Consider the following 17,236-nt stretch of genomic DNA (forward strand, 5'->3'; position numbering starts at 1 on the left):
TCAGTTCCCCTCCGAGCCGGCCACCACGGCGTGGACGGACAGCGTGTCGATCGCACCGAAGTCCTGGATCGGCGCCGGTTTCGAGCGGCCGGGCATCCGGCGGGTGACGCGGCTGGTCAGCCAGCGGCGGATGTGCCGGTTGCACTCGCGCCGCTCGGCGGGCGTCAACGGAGCCCGCCGGACGGCGGCGAAGTAGCCGAGGATGTACTCGGCGACCAGCCGGGCCGGCGGGTGGACGAGCTTGTTGGAGCGCCGCGGGTCCAGGTTGCGCGACCAGCTGCTGATGGTCGGGTTCGCCTGCAGCGCGCGGCCGTCGTGGTGGCGCCGGAAGTACAGCCACTCCGGCACCTGCAGGAAGCGGCCGTGCAACGCGACCTCGGCCATGAACACCTGGTCGGCGTGGTAGAAGCTCCCGTGCGGCTTGACCTTGCGCAGCACGTCGGTGCGCATCACGCCGTAGAAGTCGTCGGCCTGGATCGCGCCGGGCAGGTCGCCGTCGAACAGCATGCTGCGCAGCCGCTCGGGCGCCTGCGGCGCGTCGGTGTGCAGCGGGTACTCGAGCGCCTGGATCACGGTGTCCGCGCCGTCGATCGCCGCCGTGTAGCTGTGCGCCAGGATCGCGTCCGGGTGCTGGTCGAGCAGCTCGACGCAGCGCGCGACCAGGTCCCGCGCCCACAGGTCGTCGCCGGAGGCCCACTTGAACAGTTCGCCCCGGCTCTTCTGCAGCACGAAGTCGTGGTGCGGCGCGGCGCCGACGTTGCGCTCCTGCCGGTAGAACGTGATCCGCGGGTCCCGCGCGGCGTACTCGCGGCAGATGTCATCGGTGCCGTCGGTGGACGCGTTGCTGGACAGGATCAGCTCGAAGTCGGTGTAGGTCTGGCCGAGGACCGCGTCGATCGACGCGCGCAGGTAGTCCTCGCCGTTGTACACCGGCAGGCCGATGCTGAGTCGCGGCCGAATACGGTCAGCGGTCATGACAGGCTCCCAACTGAGTGCGGCGCGGTCCGGTGGACCGGCGTGAGAAAGCGAGGCGATGCGGCAACGACAAGCAGCGGTACGGCGACCAGCAGGCCACCGATCACGTCCGTGAACCAGTGCATCGACAGCAGCAGGAGCGACAGGCCCATCGTCAGCTCGGCCACCACCGCCAGCCACCACGCCCAGGCCGGCGGGCGTTCCCGCCACAGCAGCAACACGCCGCCGAGGCAGGTCAGCAGGATCACCATGTGACCGGACGGGAACGAGCCGCTGAACGAGCCGACGTGTCCTTGCGGATCCGGTCGCGCCACGATCGCCTTCGCGACCTGGGTGATCACGACGGCGGCCAGCGCGAGGATCCCCGCGAACACCAGCGGCCGCCAGGACCTGCGCCGGGCCGCGGTCAGCGCGGCGACCAGTGCGAAGACGACGAGCGCGACCTCGGGCGCCGCGCCGTCGACGACGTTGCCGAAGATCTGTTGCCAGATGCCCCAGACGTTGTCGGGGCGGAAGACCTGGCGCAGGTCCTGGTCGAGGCCGTTGACGTGCCCGGCCGACGCCACGGCGGCGAGCACCACGAACGCCACCACGCTGGCTACGGCCAGGAGGTTGGTCCAGGTGAACCGGGCAGCTCGCATGAGGTTCCTTCAGACGTATTTACGAAAGACGGGCCGCACCGGACGGCCACCCAGGAAGGCGTTCACGTCCTGGGCGTCGAGTGCCTGGCGGTAGACCGTGCACGCCTTCGCGACGACCTCGACGGTGCGGTCGATGTCGGCGTCGGTGAGCGCGCTGCTGACGACGAACGACGGCCCGATGACGCCGCCGGTGATCAGCTCCCGGAGGAACAGGGTGCGGTAGATCTGTGACGGTTGCCGGTCTTCGTCGAGCGTCGCGAACACCAGGTTGCTGGCCCGGCCGCGGACCACGACGTGATCCTGGACTCCGGCCGCCGCGGCGACCTCGCGGACGCCCCGGGCCAGCCGCTCACCGCGCTCGTGCAGCCGCGCGGCGATGTCCTCCTCCGCATAGACCTCGGTCACCGCGATGGCTGCCGCGAGGGCATGCGACTCGGCGCCGTGGGTGGTGGACAGCAGGAAGACGCGCTCGTGGCTGTCCCGCAGACCGCCACGCTCCATGTACTGCCGCTTGCCGGCCAGCGCGGACACCGCGAAGCCGTTGCCGAGCGCCTTGCCGAAGGTGGACAGGTCGGGCGTCACGCCGTACAGGCTCTGGGCGCCGGCCGCGGAGAACCGGAAGCCGGTGATCATCTCGTCGAAGATCAGCAGCGCGCCGTGGCGGTGCGCCAGGTCGCGCAGGGCTTCGAGGTACCCGGCCGGCGGGTCGTGCTGGGTCGCGGCCTCCAGGATCAGGCAGGCGATCTCGCCGTCGTGCTGCCGGAACAGCTCCTCGGTGGCGGCCAGGTCGCCGTACGGGAAACCGACCGTCAGCGCGTCGATCTCGGCGGGGATCCCGGCCGACATCGGCGTCCGGGTGATGAACCAGTCGTCGATCGAGAAGAACGCGTGGTCGGCGCAGATCGCCACCAGCCGGCGGCCGGTGACCGCGCGGGCCAGCTTGACGGCGGCCGACGTCGCGTCCGAACCGTTCTTGGCGAACTTCACCATCTCCGCGGTCGGCACCGTGGCCAGGAAGCGTTCGGCGGCGTCCAGCTCGACGATGCTCGGGCGGACGAAGTTGCTGCCGCGGTCGAGCTCGCGGCGGACCGCCTCGAGCACCTTCGGGTGCCGGTGGCCGAGGCTGACCGCCCGCAGGCCGGAGCCGTACTCGATGTACTCGTTGCCGTCGACGTCCCAGACGTGCGCGCCGTCGCCGCGCTCGATCACCGGCGCCATCTGCTCGGGGAACTGGTCGTCGCCCTTGGCGTAGGTGTGCGCGCCGCCCGGGATCACGTCGTGCAGCCGCTTGTTCGCGGCGTTGGACTTCTCGAACGATCTGGTCATGTCAGCCTCGCAGTGGCGAGTGCCAGTGATGCGGCGGCCTTGTCGCGCTCGGACATCAGCGTGATCGGCAGCGGCCAGGGGATGTCCAGCTCGGGGTCGTCGAAGCGGATCGCGACGTCCTCGGACGGGTCGTGCGCACGGTCGATGCGGTACGAGACGTCGGCCGGGTCGGTGAGGGCCTGGAACCCGTGCGCGCAACCGGCCGGCACGTAGACCGTCACCTGGTTGTCGCCGGTCAGGTCGAAGGTCTCCCGGTTGCGGTACGTCGGCGAGTCCGGGCGCAGGTCGACGACGACGTCGAACACGGCGCCGTACGAGCAGCGCACCAGCTTGGCCTCGCCCTTGCCGGAGCGGGTGTGCATGCCGCGGACCACGCCCTTGCGGGACCGGGAGATGCTGTCCTGCACGAAGGCGTCCGGGTCGAGACCGGCCTTGGCGACCACGTCCCGGTCGAACGTGCGGGAGAAGAATCCCCGTTCGTCACGGTGCGGCGCCGGCCGGAAGAGCAGGACGCCGGCGATGCCCGGGATCTCGATGACGTCCATGTCAGCGACCTCTCTCGTGCGGTTCCGGGAGCGGGACGAGGTACGTCGTGCCCCAGCCGCCGTCGGCCTCCAGCTGGGCGATGATCTCGTCGGCGATGTCCCAGGTCAGGACCAGGACGACGTCGGGCTTGGCGGCCAGCAGGTCGGCGATCGGGCGGATCGGGACCAGGCAGCTGCCGGGGATCCGGCGGCCGTGCTTGCCGGGCGCGAGGTCGACGGTGAACGGCAGCAGGTCCGTCGTCACCTTGCTGAGGCCGAGCAGCACCGGCGCCTTCGACGGGGCGCCGTACCCGAGCACGGTCCGTCCGGCAGCCCGGTGGCGGGCCAGTTCGTCGTGCAGCGCGCCGGCCGCGTGCCAGGCGGCCTCCTGCAGGCTGCCGAGCTGCACCTCGTCCGCCAGGCCGGCGGCGTCCTCGTCCTCGAGCACTACGTCGATCGATGCGTCCGGCCGCGCGTCGGCGGTGTGCCGCAGCATCACCATCAGGCTGCCGCCGTACATGTCGACCTGCTTGACCGACTCGACCATCAGGCCGTGCAGCGCGGCGAGGTTGCGCAGCGCCCGCAGCGACACGTACGCCCAGTGCCCGTGCCGGATCGTGTCGAACTGGTTCCCGACGAACAACGGCAGCAGGTGGTGGAACTCCATCACCAGCAGCCCACCCGGTGCCAGCCGCTCGGCCCGCAGCTTCAGCGACGCGCCGTACTGCGGCTCGTGCACGATCCCGTGCACATCGATGACGAGATCGGCCTTCTCGCCACCGCCCGCAAGCCGGCAGCCGCCCGCGGTCAGGTGGTCGAGCCAGGACCCGCCATGAGGACTGCCGAACTCGAACACCACCCCGCCGGTCAGTTCCGGGTAGTCACGAAGGATCTCCTTGACCGAGGCCTCCGCATGCGCCCGGCTGGTCGCCGACTCCACGGCCAGCGGCTCCTCGGCGATCTGCGCCTCGACCGGACCGAGCTGCACCAGCGTGCAGTCCCGGCACAGCCACAGCGCGAGCGGCCAGCGCGGATCAGGTCCGGGCGCATCGGCAGCCGGGAAGTAGTCCGCGCACGGCTGCTCGCCGATGTCCACGACGGGTACGGCGTCGGCCGACCCGCACCCACGGCACCTGAAGCTCACTACATCCCCCTCCTTCACCATGTCAGCGTGGCTTTGGCCGTCGTGAACGCCTCGGCGTACGGCGCGCGGCACTCCATGCCACGCAGCCGGGCCAGTCCGGCGAACACCTCTTCGTCGAACCAGTCGTGCGGGACCTGGGACGGGTACGCCTTGTGCAGCAGCGCCACCTTGTCCCGCAGCTGTTCCTCGGTGAGCTCGACGTACAGCCACGGCCGGCCGAAGTCGCCGTCCCACTTGGGGATCTCGTAGTGCAGCACCAGGTGGTTGCGCCACACCGTCGGCGCCAGCTCGGCGATCAGCCGGTGGTCCTGGTGTGCGTCGTGCTTGCCCGGGGCCAGGACCAGGTCCGGTGTGCGGCCCCCCGCGGCCGTTGCCTCGAGCAACTCCTTGGTCTCGTTCCAGTGCGCCGGCAGCCGCCCGTCCGGCAGCCCGGCCGAGGTCACGCTCACCTCGCACTCCGGCAGGAACAACTCCGCCGCGCGGCGCGCCTCCTCCAGGCGCGCCGGCGTACCGGTCGCGATCACGAACTCGGCGGTCAGCTCCGGCACCGACTCGGCCAGCTTGAGCAGCGTGCCGCCGCAGCCGATCTCGATGTCGTCGGGATGGGCGCCGAGGGCGACCAGGTGGACCGGCCCGTCGATCAGGCCGAGCTGGAACGGGAGCATCAGATCGCCACCACTACCGGACCGTCGGACAGCCCGTCGGACACCTTGTCCAGCACCCGGCCGTGGTGGCCCCGGTTCTCGTGGCTCCACAACGCCCACGGCTTCTTCCCCGACCGGTACAGCTCCTCGAGCTGGCTGCGTTCCTTGAGCGTGTCCATCGGCGCCCAGAACCCGTGGTGCGGGATCGCCTCCAGCTTGCTCATCGCGGCCAGCCGCGGGAACGCGTCGCCGACCAGGTCCTCGTCCTCGTGCAGGACGTCGAAGATGTCCTTCTTGAGCACGAAGTACCCGCCGTTGATCCACGCGTTCAGGTCGGCGGCCGATCGCAGCCCGGTGACCCGGGAGTCGGTGCCGAACTCGACCACGTGGAAGGACGCCTGCGGCGGCACCGCGAGCAGGCTGGCGGTGACGTCGCTGGTCACGACGTGGTCGATGATCTTGTCCATCGGCGCGTCGGTCAGCACGTCGCCGTAGTTGGCCAGGAACACGTCGTCGTCCTCGAGGTACGGCCGGACCCGGCGCAGCCGCTCACCGATGCTGGTGTCGATCCCGGTGTCGACGAAGGTGATCTTCCACTCGCTGATGTCGGAGTCGAGCAGCTCGATGCGCTGGCCGCCCTTGGTCATCACGAAGTCGTTGGAGACCGTCTCCTCGTAGCGCAGGAAGTACTCCTTGACCGCCGAGCCGCCGAAGCCCAGGCAGAGGATGAACTCGGTGTGGCCGAAGTGCGCGTAGTACCGCATCACGTGCCACAGGACCGGCCGGTCGCCGATCGTCATCATCGGTTTCGGTGCGGAGTCGACGCCGCTGCGCATCCGCAGCCCGAACCCTCCGCAGAAGATCACGACCTTCATCAGACTTCTCTCCCCCCAACGGCTTTCAGAGCACTTCGAGGCGCGGGATCGGGACGACGAACTTCGCGCCCCACTCCCGTGCGTAGCCGAGCTGGTGGACGATCTCCGTGCGCAGGTTCCACGGCAGGATCACGATGTAGTCGGGGCGCGTCTCGGCCAGGCGCTCCGGGGCGAAGATCGGGATGTGCGTGCCGGGCAGGTACATCCCGTGCTTGTGCGGGCTGCGGTCCACCGTGTACGGCAGCAGGTCCTCGCGGATGCCGCAGTGGTTCAGCAGCGTGTTGCCCTTGCCGGGCGCGCCGTAGCCGGCGACGAACTTGCCGTCGCGCTGCGCCTGGATCAGGAACTCGAGCAGGTCGGACTTGATCGTGAACACCTCGGCGGCGAAGCCCAGGTGCCCCTCGACCGTGTGCAGGCCGGCCTCTTCCTCGTCCATCAGCACCTTGACGACGAGGTCGGACGGTTCGCCCGCGGTCTCGACCGGGGTGCTGAACACCCGCAGCGAGCCGCCGTGGCTGGCCAGTTCCTGGACGTCGACCACCTTCAGACCGGCCGCGGCGAGCGCCGCGGAGGCGGTCTTGAGGGTCAGGTACTGGTAGTGCTCGTGGTAGATCGTGTCGTACTGGCGGTTCTCGATCAGCCGGAGCAGGTGCGGGAACTCCAGCGACACCAGACCGTCGTCCTTGACCAGCGCCCGCAGGCCCTTCGCGAAGTCGACGATGTCCGGGACGTGCGCGAACACGTTGTTGCCGACGACCAGGTCCGCCCGCCCGTGCCGCGCGGCGGCGTCCTGACCGGTGGTCTCGCCGAGGAAGTAGCTCTCGGTGCGGATGCCCTTCTCGTTGGCGATCTTCGCGATGTTCGCGGCCGGTTCGATGCCGAGCACCGGGATACCGAGCGCGACGGCGTGCTGCAGCAGGTAACCGTCGTTGCTGGCGGCCTCGACGATCAGGCTGTTCCCGTCCAGGCCGAGCCGCTCCTGCATGTCGACGACGAAGCGGCGCGCGTGCTCCACCCAGCTGGTCGAGTACGACGAGAAGTAGAGGTAGTCGCTGAAGACGTCGTCGGCCGCGACGTACGCCGGGAGCTGCACGAGCAGGCAGTTGTCGCAGATCCGCACGTGCAGCGGGTAGAACGTCTCACCGCTGTCCAGCTGGTCGGCGCGCAGGTAGCTCTCACACGGCGGTGACATGCCCAGGTCGACGAAAGTCTGATTCAAATCGGCGCCACACAGGCGGCACGCCACTGCCATCAGTCCATCTCCTTCGGTCCGGGGAACTGCGCGTCGGTCTGCCGGCGCAACTGGTCGTCGACCAGGCCCGCACCGAGCAGCTGCTGGATGCGGCGCAGCCGGACGAACTGGGCCGAGTTGAAGTCGTCGAGCGTGAGACCGTGCCGCTGGTAGGCGTCGTACAGCTCGTCGACGCCCGTGCGGACCGTCCAGGCGAGCTTCAGGTCCGGGAACGTCTCGTTGAGCTTGCTGAAGTCGACCTTGTAGTTGCGCAGGTCCGGTCCGGCGCCGTCGGCGATCGACAGTGTCGACCCCGGCACGGCCTCGCGGACCATCTCGGCGATGTCGCGGACCTGCACGACGTCCTCGGACCGGCCGACGTTGAAGGCCTCGTCGTGGATCGTCTCCCGCGGCGCCTCGAGCACGGTGGCGAACGCCCGGCTGATGTCCTCGATGTGCACGAGCGGCCGCCACGGGGTGCCGTCGCTCTCCAACCGGACCTGACCCGACGTCAGCGCGATCGCGGTCAGGTTGTTGACGACGATGTCGAGCCGCAGCCGCGTCGAAGCGCCGTACGCCGTCGCGTTCCGCAGGTACGTCGGGCTGAACGAGTCGTCGGCGAGCTTCGACAGCTCCTGCTCCGCCAGCGCCTTCGTCTCGCCGTACGGGGTGACCGGGAACATCTCGGCGTCCTCGGCGACCGCCTCCGAGCCCGCGGCGCCGTACAGGCTGCACGAGGACGCGAACAGGAACCGCCCGACACCGGCGTCCTTCGCCGCCCGGGCGAGGTTCAGTGTCCCTTCGAGGTTGACCGAGTACGTGGCGTCGCGGTTCAGGTGGCCGAGCGGGTCGTTCGACAGCGCGGCCAGACACACCACCGCGTCGTAGCCCGCCAGCTCCCCCGCCGTCACGTCCCGCATGTCCCGTGGTGCGCGGCCGCCGATCGGCTCCGGCCCGCCCAAGAGGTCGCAGCCCTCGTAGAGGCCGGTGTCCAGCCCGTCCACCTGATGCCCGGCGGCCCGCAGGAACGGCACCATCACCGCTCCGATGTAACCCCGGTCCCCGCTGACCAGAACCCTCATCCGTCGTCCCCTCACCCCAGCACTGGTCTGTCGACCAATACAGATCACCGGGACCGCCCGTTGATACAGGCAAATTTCTTCCGGCGATTTTCTTCGGCCCGTATGTATCAGGACGGCGTCGCGGTCGCTCTCATGGGCGCTGTGGGGACGTGGGCGAAGCCGCGTCGTGAGCCTGTGGGGGGCGTTATGAAGGTGGCCGTTTTCGGCTTGGGGTACGTGGGGTCGGTGACCGCGGCTTGTCTGGCCGCCGCCGGGCACGACGTCTGGGGGGTGGACGTCGACACGGCGAAGGTCGACCCGATCACCCAGGGACACAGCCCGGTCGTCGAACCGGGACTCGACGAGCTGGTCGCGGCCGGCGCCACCTCGGGACGGCTGCACGCCACCACCGATCCCCGGCCGGCGCTCGACGGCGCCGACGTCTCGCTGATCTGTGTCGGCACCCCGTCCACGCAGGCGGGCAGCACCGACCTCACCTACATCAAGCGCGCGGTCCGCGACATCGCCGAGGCCGCGCGGGTCGTGGTCCGGCCGGAGTCCGGCTTCCACACCATCGTCGTCCGCAGCACGGTGCCGCCGGGCACCGTCGACGAGGTGGTCGCCAAGGTGCTCGCCGACGTACCGCCGCCCGAGGGGCTCACCTTCGGTACGGCGATGTGCCCGGAGTTCCTGCGCGAAGGATCCGGCCTGGCGGACTTCTACGAGCCGCCGTTCGTCGTGGTCGGCACCCGCAGCCCGAAGGCCGGTGCCGCTCTGACCGACCTGTTCGCGTTCCTCGGCGCCGAGGTCCAGGTCGTCGACGTGCGGACCGCCGAGGCGCTCAAGTACGCCTGCAACGCGTTCCACGCCACCAAGGTGTCGTTCGCCAACGAGATGGGCCGGATCTTCCGGCACTTCGGCGTCGACTCGCGCGAGGTGATGAAGATCTTCGTGCAGGACACCAGCCTGAACATCTCGCCGTACTACCTGAAGCCCGGTTTCGCGTTCGGCGGCTCGTGCCTGCCGAAGGACCTGCGCTCGGTGCTGCACCTGGCGCGCACCCACGACACCGAGCTGCCGCTGCTGGCCGGCGCGCTCGCCACCAACGAACGCAGCGTCCGCGACGTCGTCGACCGGGTGATCGCCGGGCCCGGCCGCGAGATCGCGCTGCTCGGCCTGAGCTTCAAGCACGCCACCGACGACCTGCGCGAGAGCCCGAACGTCGAGCTCGCCGAACGGCTGATCGGCAAGGGCTACAACCTGCGGATCTATGACGCCATCGTGAATCCCAGCCGACTCGTGGGCGCGAACCTGCGGCATGTCCGCAGCAAACTGCCGCACCTGCAGCGAGTGCTGACAGACGATCCGAATGCCGCGCTCAGCGGCGCCGACCTGGCGATCGTCTCGGCCACCGACAGGGGCGCGATCAACGCGCTGCTCGCGGCGCCACCGCCCCGCATCATCGACCTGAGCGGCCGGCTCGGCGCCGATGTCGAGGCACTGCACGGATACGAAGGAGTGGGCTGGTGAGCCGTCCGCGCGTGCTGATCATCATCCAAAACCTCTGGGTGCCGTTCGACCGCCGCGTCTGGCTGGAGTGCCAGGCGCTGGTGGCGGCCGGGTACGACGTCACGGTGGTCTGCCCGAAGGGGCCGGGCGATCCGTCGTACGACGTCATCGACGGCGTGACCACCCACAAGTACAAGGCGTACGCGCCGGGCGGCAGCAAGATCAGCTTCGTCTGGGAGTACGCGTATTCGTTCCTGATGACGCTGCGCCTGGTTTTCCGGGCCCGCAAGGCCGGCCGGTTCGACGTGCTGCAGGCGTGCAACCCGCCGGACATCTTCTGGCCGATCGCGATGCTGCTGCGCCGGCTCGACGGGACCAAGTTCGTCTTCGACCACCACGACCTGTGCCCGGAGCTGTTCCAGTCCCGGTTCGGCGGTACGTCGAGCCTGCCGTACAAGGGCTTGCGGTTCCTCGAGCGGACCACGCACCGCCGGGCCGACCACGTGATCTCGACGAACGACTCGTACCGGCGGATCGCGATCACCCGCAGCGGCAAGGCGAACCACGACGTGACCGTGGTCCGCACCGGGCCGGACCCGGACAAACTGCTCCGCAGCGCAGCGGACGAGTCGCTGCGCCGCGGTCACCGCCACCTGGTCACCTACATCGGCGTGATGGGCCCGCAGGACGGCGTCGACATCGTCGTCCGGGCCGCGGACCACATCGTCAACACGCTCGGCCGCACCGACGTCGCGTTCACGCTGATGGGCGGCGGCGACTCGTTCGACGACGTGGTCGCGCTGCGCGACGAGCTCGGGCTCGCCGAGCACGTCGAGTTCACCGGGCGGGTGCCGGACGAGACCGTGCGCGCGGTGATGTCGACCGCGGACCTCGGCCTGTCGCCGGACCCGAAGAACCCGCTCAACGACGTGTCGACGATGAACAAGACCATGGAGTACATGGCGTTCGAGCTCCCGGTCGTCGCCTTCGACCTGGTCGAGACCAAGGTCTCCGCCGCGGACGCCGCGGTGTACGTCGAGCCGAACGACGTGGCGCAGTACGGCGACGCGATCGTCGAGCTGCTCGACGACCAGGTCCGCCGCCGCCGGATGGCGAAACTCGGCCGCGAACGGGTCGAGCGGGTGCTGGCGTGGCGGCACCAGCAGAAGGCGTACCTCGGGGTGTACGACCAGCTCACCGGGCACGTCAGCCGGCTCGCCGACGTCACCGGCATCAAGAACGCCGCGGGGTCCTGAGGTGTGCGGCATCGCCGGCTGCTACCAGCAGCGCGACGGCTTCGCCCTCGCGGAGGCGATGAGCGACCGGATCGCGCATCGCGGACCGGACGCACACCAGATCTACCGGTTCGAACAGACCGATGTGAACGCCCATCTGGCGCACCGCCGGCTGTCGATCATCGACCTGTCCTCGGCCGCGGACCAGCCGTTCAGCAAGCAGGGCCTGACGATCTGCTACAACGGCGAGCTCTACAACTACCAGGAACTGCGCGCCGAGCTCTCGAAGGCCGGCGTGCACTTCCGCACCCACGGCGACACCGAGGTCGTGCTGGAGGCGTGGCGCCGCTGGGGCCCGGACGCGCTCAGGCGTTTCCGGGGCATGTTCGCGTTCGCGATGCTGGACGAGGACAGCGGCAGCCTGTTCCTGGCCCGCGACCCGCTCGGCATCAAACCGCTGTACTTCCTGCGTCGCCAGGGCGGCGTGATCTTCGCGTCCGAGCTGAAAGCCCTGGTCACCGCCGTCGGTTCCGAGCTGCGCACCGAGCCGGGCGCGCTGATCGCGTCGATGCTCTACTACTGGCTGCCCGAGCAGCGCTGCGCGATCGACGGTGTGGAGAAGCTGCCGCCCGGCTCGTGGGCGGAGTTCCGGCCGGACGGCAGCAGCCGGGAGGCGACGTACTGGCGGGTGACCGACGTCGCGACCGAGGCCGCGGCCGGTCCCCGGGCCGACCTGCGCCAGGTCATCGAGGAGTCCGTGGCCGCGCACCTGGTGGCCGATGTGCCGGTGTCGACGTTCCTGAGCGGCGGCCTGGACTCCAGCCTGGTCACAGTGCTGGCGAAGCGGATGGACCCCAGCGTCGACTCGTACACGATCACGTTCCGCGCGCAGGACCAGAAACTCGAGGCGATGCCGGACGACGCGGTCTACGCGCGCAAGCTGGCGCAGCAGTTCGGGATCGACCTGCACGAGATCGAGATCGCGCCCGACGTCGTCGGCCTGCTGCCGCGGATCGTCGACATCCTCGACGAGCCGATCGGCGACCCGGCGGCGATCAACACGCTGCTGATGTGCGACACCGCACGGGACGCGGGTGTGAAGGTGCTGCTGTCCGGGATGGGCGCCGACGAGTTGTTCGGTGGCTACCGCAAGCACCTCGCGTGCGTGATGGGAGCGCAGTACCAACGACTTCCCCGCGCTCTGCGCAACGGTCTGGTCGGGCCCGCGGTACGCCGCCTCCCGGTGACCGTGAACGGTCGCGGACTGCGCTACGCACGCTGGGCGAAACGGTTCGAGACGTTCGCGAACCTGCCCGAGGAGACCGCGTTCCGGCGCAGCTACACCATGTACGACGGCGACCAGCTGGCAGGCCTGCTCAACCCGGACCTCGAGCCGTACGTCGGGAAGCTGCTCGCCGAGCACAGCGACATCTACCACGACACCACGCTCGACGACCATGTGAACCGGATGTGCCTCGCGGACTCGCGGCTGTTCCTGCCGGGACTCAACCTCGCCTACACGGACCGGGCCAGCATGGCGGCGTCGACCGAGGTACGGACGCCGTTCGTGGACCCGGTCGTGGCACGCGCGGCGTTCTCGATCCCGGGCGCCGAGAAGATCCACCGCCGGGTCGGCAAGCTGGCGCTGAAGAAGGCGGCCGAGGCCTGGTTGCCGAAGGAGATCATCTACCGGCCGAAGGCGTCGTTCAGCGCGCCGCTGCGGGCGTGGGTGCGGAACGACCTGCGCGAACTGGTGGACGACGTGCTGCTGTGCGGGGAACTGGTCGGGAGCGGGTTCTTGCGGCAGGCCGCCGTACAGAAGCTGGTCGACGACGAGCGGGCCGGGCGCGAGGACTACTCCAAGCAGATCTGGCAGTTGCTGACGCTGGAGACCTGGACCCGGAACATGCGGTCCCTCGGCGTCACGATCACCTCCCTCTGACTTTCGCGAAGGACGGATATGAAGCAGGTTGCGCAGAACTACAAGTCCGGTGAGCTGGCGGTTCTCGACGTACCGCCGCCGGGCTGTGCGCCGGGCGGGGTGCTGGTCCGTTCGCTGTACTCGCTGATCTCCACCGGGACCGAGCTGATGAAGGTCGGCGAGGCGAAGCTGTCGCTGGTCGGCAAGGCGAAGGCCCGGCCGGACCAGGTCCGCAAGGTGCTGGACACCGTCGCGCAGCAAGGTGTGATGAGCACCTACAAGAAGGTCATGAACAAGCTCGACTCGTACACGCCGCTCGGGTACTCGCTGTGCGGTGTCGTGGTCGAGGTGGGCGCCGGCGCCGAGGAGTTCAGCGTCGGTCAGCTGGTCGCCGCGGCGGGCAACGAGTACGCGCTGCACGCGGAGTACAACTGGGTGCCGGTGAACCTCTGCGTGCCGGTGCCGGACGGGGTGCCGCCCGAGCAGGCCGCCTTCTCGACCGTCGGCGCGATCGCGATGCAGGGCGTGCGGCAGGCCGAGGTACAGCTCGGTGACACAGCGGTGGTGATCGGGCTCGGGCTCGTCGGGCAGCTCGTCGTACGGCTGCTGGTCGCGGCCGGGGTGCGAGTCTGGGGTATCGACACCGTCTCCGACCGCTGCCGGATGGCGGAGAAGGCCGGCGCGCTCGCCTGCTCCTCCCCCGACGGGATCGACGCTCTCGAGCGTTCGTTGTTGCAGGCCTCGAACGGCCTGGGCGCCGACCATATCCTGCTGGCCGCCGGCGGTCACTCGAACGGCCCGGTGGAGACCGCGGCGCGCCTGGCCCGCGATCGCGCCCGCGTCGTCGACATCGGCAAGACCAAGCTGGACCTGCCGTGGAACGCGTACTACGACAAGGAGCTGGACGTCCGGTTCTCCCGCTCGTACGGCCCCGGCCGGTACGACGACCGCTACGAACTCCAGGGCATCGACTACCCGGCCGGCTACGTCCGCTGGACCGAACGCCGCAACCTCGAATGCTTCGTCGACCTGATCGCCCGCGAACAGATCGACGTGGCGTCCCTGATCGCCAACACGTTCCCGATCGCGGACGCCACCGACGTCTACTCCAAGTTGAGCACAGGCGAGTACCCAGGCGTGGGTTTCCTCTTCGAGTACCCAAAGGAAGATCTGGCGACCGACAGCCACCCGGGAACCGCCGCGACCACCAATTCCAGGAGTTTCGCGCCCTCCGCCGGCGCCGTGCGGATCGGCTTCGTCGGGGCGGGCAACTACGCATCGAGCATGCTCCTGCCGCACCTGCAGAAGAACGAAAACGCCGTCCTGGCCCGAGTAGCCACCAACAAGTCCCTGTCAGCCGCCAACGCCCAACGAAGGTTCGGCTTCGAAGCACTCTCCACCGACGCCGACGAAGTACTGTCGGACGAGAGCCTCGACGCCGTCTTCGTGGTGACCCGCCACAGCTCCCACGCCGACCTGGCCTGCCGCGCCCTCGAAACCGGCAAGGCAGTCTTCGTCGAGAAGCCGCTCGCGCTCACCGACGAGGAACTCGACCGGATCGTCGCCACAGTGGATGCCACCGGCAACGACCGCCTGATGGTCGGCTTCAACCGCCGGTTCGCCCCGCTGCTCACCGACCTGAAGAACCGCTTCGGCGACCCCGGCGGCGCGTTCTCGCTCCGCTACCTGGTGAACGCCGGCAAGCTCGACTCCACCAGCTGGTACCTCGACGCCGGCAAGGAAGGCAGCCGGTTCGCGGGCGAAGGCGGCCACTTCGTCGACACCCTGACCTGGTGGCTGAACAGCCTCCCGACCGAGGTGTACGCCGTCCCCGGCCCGGACACCGGCGACGTCGTCGTCACGCTCCGGTTCGCGAACGGCTCGGTCGCCACGATCAGCTACGTCGGCGGCGGCAGCGCGCGCTTCCCGAAGGAGACGATCGACATCACCGGCGGCGGCCGCAACGCCCGGTTCGACAACTTCCAGAGCGCGTCGGTGTGGACCGGGCGTAAACCGTCCACCCGCAAGTCCCGCAGTACCGACAAGGGCCAGCGGATCGAACTCGAGCGCTTCGTCGCCGCGGTGAAGTCCGGCGGCCCGATGCCCATCCCGTTCGACGCCCTGGTCGCCACCACCCGCGCGACGATCGCCGTCGACCGCAGCCTGGCCAGCGGCCGGCCGGAAAAACTGTGAGCCGCCAGCCCTTGGGCTGGTACGTCCGCCGCCTCCGCCGGATGTCCCCCACCGAACTCATCTGGCGTACCCGCGATGCCGGACGCCGTTCTGCCTGGGCCTACCAGCAGGTCAGGCCCGGGCAGGACGGAAGCCTGAACCTCCCGCTCCGCAAGCACCTCACGTTCGGCGCAACGGTCCCGTCGCGCACCGATGTACCGGAAGACGCCCGCAAGGCGGTGATCGCCCAGGCCGACGCGATCCTGGCCGGGAACCTCGAAGTCCTCGGTGTCGACCGCACGGACCTGCGCGCACCGGACTGGTTCCGCGACCCGACCACAGGCCGCCGGTCCGACCCGGCGCAGTACGTCTTCAAGCTGAACCACCGCAACGAGCAGGCGGTCGGCAACATCAAGCAGGTGTGGGAGCTGTCCCGCCACCATCACCTGACTCAGCTGGCCGCCGCCTGGTACCTGACCCATGACGACCGGTACGCCGAACGCGTCGCCGACCACCTGAACGACTGGTGGCGCTCCAACCCGTTCCTGTCCGGCGTGCACTGGGCCAGCGGTATCGAGATCGGCCTGCGGCTGATCAGCTGGACATGGATCCGCCGGCTGCTGAACGACTGGTCCGATGTCACCGACCTGTTCGAGCACAACGAGCTGGCACTGCAGCAGATCTACTGGCACCAGCGCTACCTCGCCGCGTTCCGCAGTCACGGCTCGTCGGCGAACAACCATGTGATCGCCGAGGCGGCCGGACAGCTCGTCGGCGCCTGTGCGTTCCCCTGGTTCAGCAAGAGCGACCGCTGGCGCACGGACGCGGCAGCCCTGCTGGAGAAGGAACTCGACGCCAACACGTTCCCCTCCGGTGTGAACCGCGAGCTGGCCACCGACTACCACCGTTTCGTGTCGGAGCTCGGTCTGTACGCCGCGGTGGAAGCAGAAGCCGCCGGGCACCCGCTCAGCGCGCAGACGTGGGCGCTGCTGACCCGCACGGTCGATGTGGCCGCAGCAATCATCGACACGACCCTGCGCCCACCACGCCAAGGTGACGACGACGAGGGCATGGTCCTGGTTCTCGACCCACCAGATGCCGGCAACTGGTCGGCCTACCTCTCGCTGGGTGCTGCGGTCGTCGGTCGGGCACCCTGGTGGCCCGACAGCGAGCCCACGGCGACGTCCGTCATCGTCGGCTCGCTGATCAGCAAGAAGCAGCAGGACCGCCCGGCCGAGCGACCGGACTGCTTCCGCGACGCCGGCCTGGTCATTCTGCGCAGCCGGGACACTGGTCCGGAGATCTGGTGCCGCGCGGATACCGGTCCGCACGGCTTCCTCTCCATCGCCGCGCACGCCCACTCCGATGCCCTGTCCCTCGAGGTGCGCGTCGACGGCGTCGACGTCCTCGCCGACCCCGGCACGTACTGCTACCACGGCGAGCCGGAGTGGCGGGACTACTTCCGCTCCACCATCGCCCACAACACTGTCGAGGTAGCCGGCGCCGAGCAGTCCACCTGGGGCGGCCCGTTCCTCTGGCTGCGCGGCGCGAATGGCGTACTCCGTCGGTACTCCGGGAACGCCTGGGAGGCTGAGCACGACGGCTACGCGCCCGTGACGCACCGGCGTAGCGCCGTACTGGAGCAGGGCGTACTGCGCGTGGAGGACCACCTCGACGCGCCCGCCGACGTACGGCTCGCCTGGCACCTGGGGCCGGAAGTCGAGTTCGACGAGCCGACCGGACAACTGACGTGGTCCACGGGCTCAGCGGTCGTCGAACTGCCGGCCGGGCTGACCTGGACAGCGCGCCGCGGCGACGACAACCCGTTGCTGGGCTGGTACTCACCGCGCTTCGGCCACAAGGTCCCGAGCACCACTCTGATCGGCACCGGCACCTCGAACCCCGACTCGCCCGCAACCACCATCTTCCGCTTCCGCACCTGAGGTGTATCAGCGCCGCGGTCCGCCCCTCTATTACT

The 17,236-nt window shown here is 69.4% G+C and carries 14 protein-coding genes; 5 read left to right on the top strand and 9 right to left on the bottom strand.

Annotated features, from left to right (window positions below; all coding sequences use genetic code 11):
* Genes AB0L64_RS24945 through AB0L64_RS24985 form a run of 9 tightly spaced genes read right to left on the bottom strand, consistent with a single transcriptional unit; the run spans position 1 to position 8,442 of the window.
* The gene (locus tag AB0L64_RS24945) at positions 1-975 is read right to left on the bottom strand and encodes a glycosyltransferase family 2 protein (protein ID WP_363713689.1); all 975 of its coding nucleotides are present in this window, start codon (positions 973-975) and stop codon (positions 1-3) included.
* Positions 972-1,616 (bottom strand): phosphatase PAP2 family protein, encoded by a 645-nt coding sequence (locus tag AB0L64_RS24950; protein ID WP_363713691.1) that lies wholly within the window; start codon positions 1,614-1,616, stop codon positions 972-974. Before AB0L64_RS24950 ends, AB0L64_RS24945 begins: the two co-directional genes overlap by 4 nt.
* 9 nt (positions 1,617-1,625) lie before the next feature.
* Complete coding sequence (locus AB0L64_RS24955) at positions 1,626-2,942, bottom strand: glutamate-1-semialdehyde 2,1-aminomutase (protein WP_363713693.1); 1,317 nt, start codon at positions 2,940-2,942, stop codon at positions 1,626-1,628.
* Positions 2,939-3,487 (bottom strand): dTDP-4-dehydrorhamnose 3,5-epimerase, encoded by a 549-nt coding sequence (gene rfbC, locus AB0L64_RS24960; RefSeq protein ID WP_355688480.1) that lies wholly within the window; start codon positions 3,485-3,487, stop codon positions 2,939-2,941. Before rfbC ends, AB0L64_RS24955 begins: the two co-directional genes overlap by 4 nt.
* A 1-nt stretch (position 3,488) precedes the next feature.
* Complete coding sequence (locus AB0L64_RS24965) at positions 3,489-4,610, bottom strand: class I SAM-dependent methyltransferase (RefSeq protein WP_363713696.1); 1,122 nt, start codon at positions 4,608-4,610, stop codon at positions 3,489-3,491.
* Positions 4,611-4,624: 14 nt separating this feature from the next.
* Entirely contained in the window at positions 4,625-5,275 is a 651-nt protein-coding gene (locus tag AB0L64_RS24970; RefSeq protein ID WP_363713698.1) for a PIG-L family deacetylase, read from the bottom strand.
* Complete coding sequence (locus AB0L64_RS24975; RefSeq protein ID WP_355688486.1) at positions 5,275-6,129, bottom strand: sugar phosphate nucleotidyltransferase; 855 nt, start codon at positions 6,127-6,129, stop codon at positions 5,275-5,277. The genes AB0L64_RS24970 and AB0L64_RS24975 overlap by 1 nt, the downstream gene beginning before the upstream one ends.
* A gap of 25 nt (positions 6,130-6,154) precedes the next feature.
* Complete coding sequence (locus AB0L64_RS24980) at positions 6,155-7,381, bottom strand: class I SAM-dependent methyltransferase (RefSeq protein WP_363713700.1); 1,227 nt, start codon at positions 7,379-7,381, stop codon at positions 6,155-6,157.
* On the bottom strand, positions 7,381-8,442 hold the full coding sequence (locus AB0L64_RS24985; RefSeq protein WP_363713702.1) for an SDR family oxidoreductase: 1,062 nt from the start codon (positions 8,440-8,442) through the stop codon (positions 7,381-7,383). The genes AB0L64_RS24980 and AB0L64_RS24985 overlap by 1 nt, the downstream gene beginning before the upstream one ends.
* 186 nt (positions 8,443-8,628) lie before the next feature.
* Here AB0L64_RS24985 and AB0L64_RS24990 point away from each other — a divergent pair, with 186 nt between their 5' ends.
* From AB0L64_RS24990 to AB0L64_RS25010, 5 genes are read left to right on the top strand one after another with little or no spacing between them, the layout of a single operon-like run.
* Positions 8,629-9,951, top strand: a complete 1,323-nt coding sequence (locus AB0L64_RS24990; RefSeq protein WP_363713704.1) for a UDP-glucose/GDP-mannose dehydrogenase family protein — start codon at positions 8,629-8,631, stop codon at positions 9,949-9,951.
* Positions 9,948-11,186 (top strand): glycosyltransferase family 4 protein, encoded by a 1,239-nt coding sequence (locus tag AB0L64_RS24995; protein WP_363713706.1) that lies wholly within the window; start codon positions 9,948-9,950, stop codon positions 11,184-11,186. The genes AB0L64_RS24990 and AB0L64_RS24995 overlap by 4 nt, the downstream gene beginning before the upstream one ends.
* 1 nt (position 11,187) lies before the next feature.
* Positions 11,188-13,107 carry an asparagine synthase (glutamine-hydrolyzing) gene (gene asnB / locus AB0L64_RS25000; RefSeq protein ID WP_363713708.1) on the top strand — a complete coding sequence of 640 codons (1,920 nt, stop codon included), beginning with the start codon at positions 11,188-11,190 and terminating at the stop codon, positions 13,105-13,107.
* Positions 13,108-13,125: 18 nt separating this feature from the next.
* Positions 13,126-15,279 (top strand): bi-domain-containing oxidoreductase, encoded by a 2,154-nt coding sequence (locus AB0L64_RS25005; RefSeq protein ID WP_363713710.1) that lies wholly within the window; start codon positions 13,126-13,128, stop codon positions 15,277-15,279.
* A complete protein-coding gene (locus AB0L64_RS25010; protein WP_363713712.1) occupies positions 15,276-17,201 on the top strand; it encodes an alginate lyase family protein in 1,926 nt (641 codons plus the stop codon). The genes AB0L64_RS25005 and AB0L64_RS25010 overlap by 4 nt, the downstream gene beginning before the upstream one ends.
* Positions 17,202-17,236: the final 35 nt, after the last annotated feature.

Origin of the sequence: Kribbella sp. NPDC051936 (assembly GCF_040680955.1) — a bacterium.
Lineage (GTDB): Bacteria > Actinomycetota > Actinomycetes > Propionibacteriales > Kribbellaceae > Kribbella.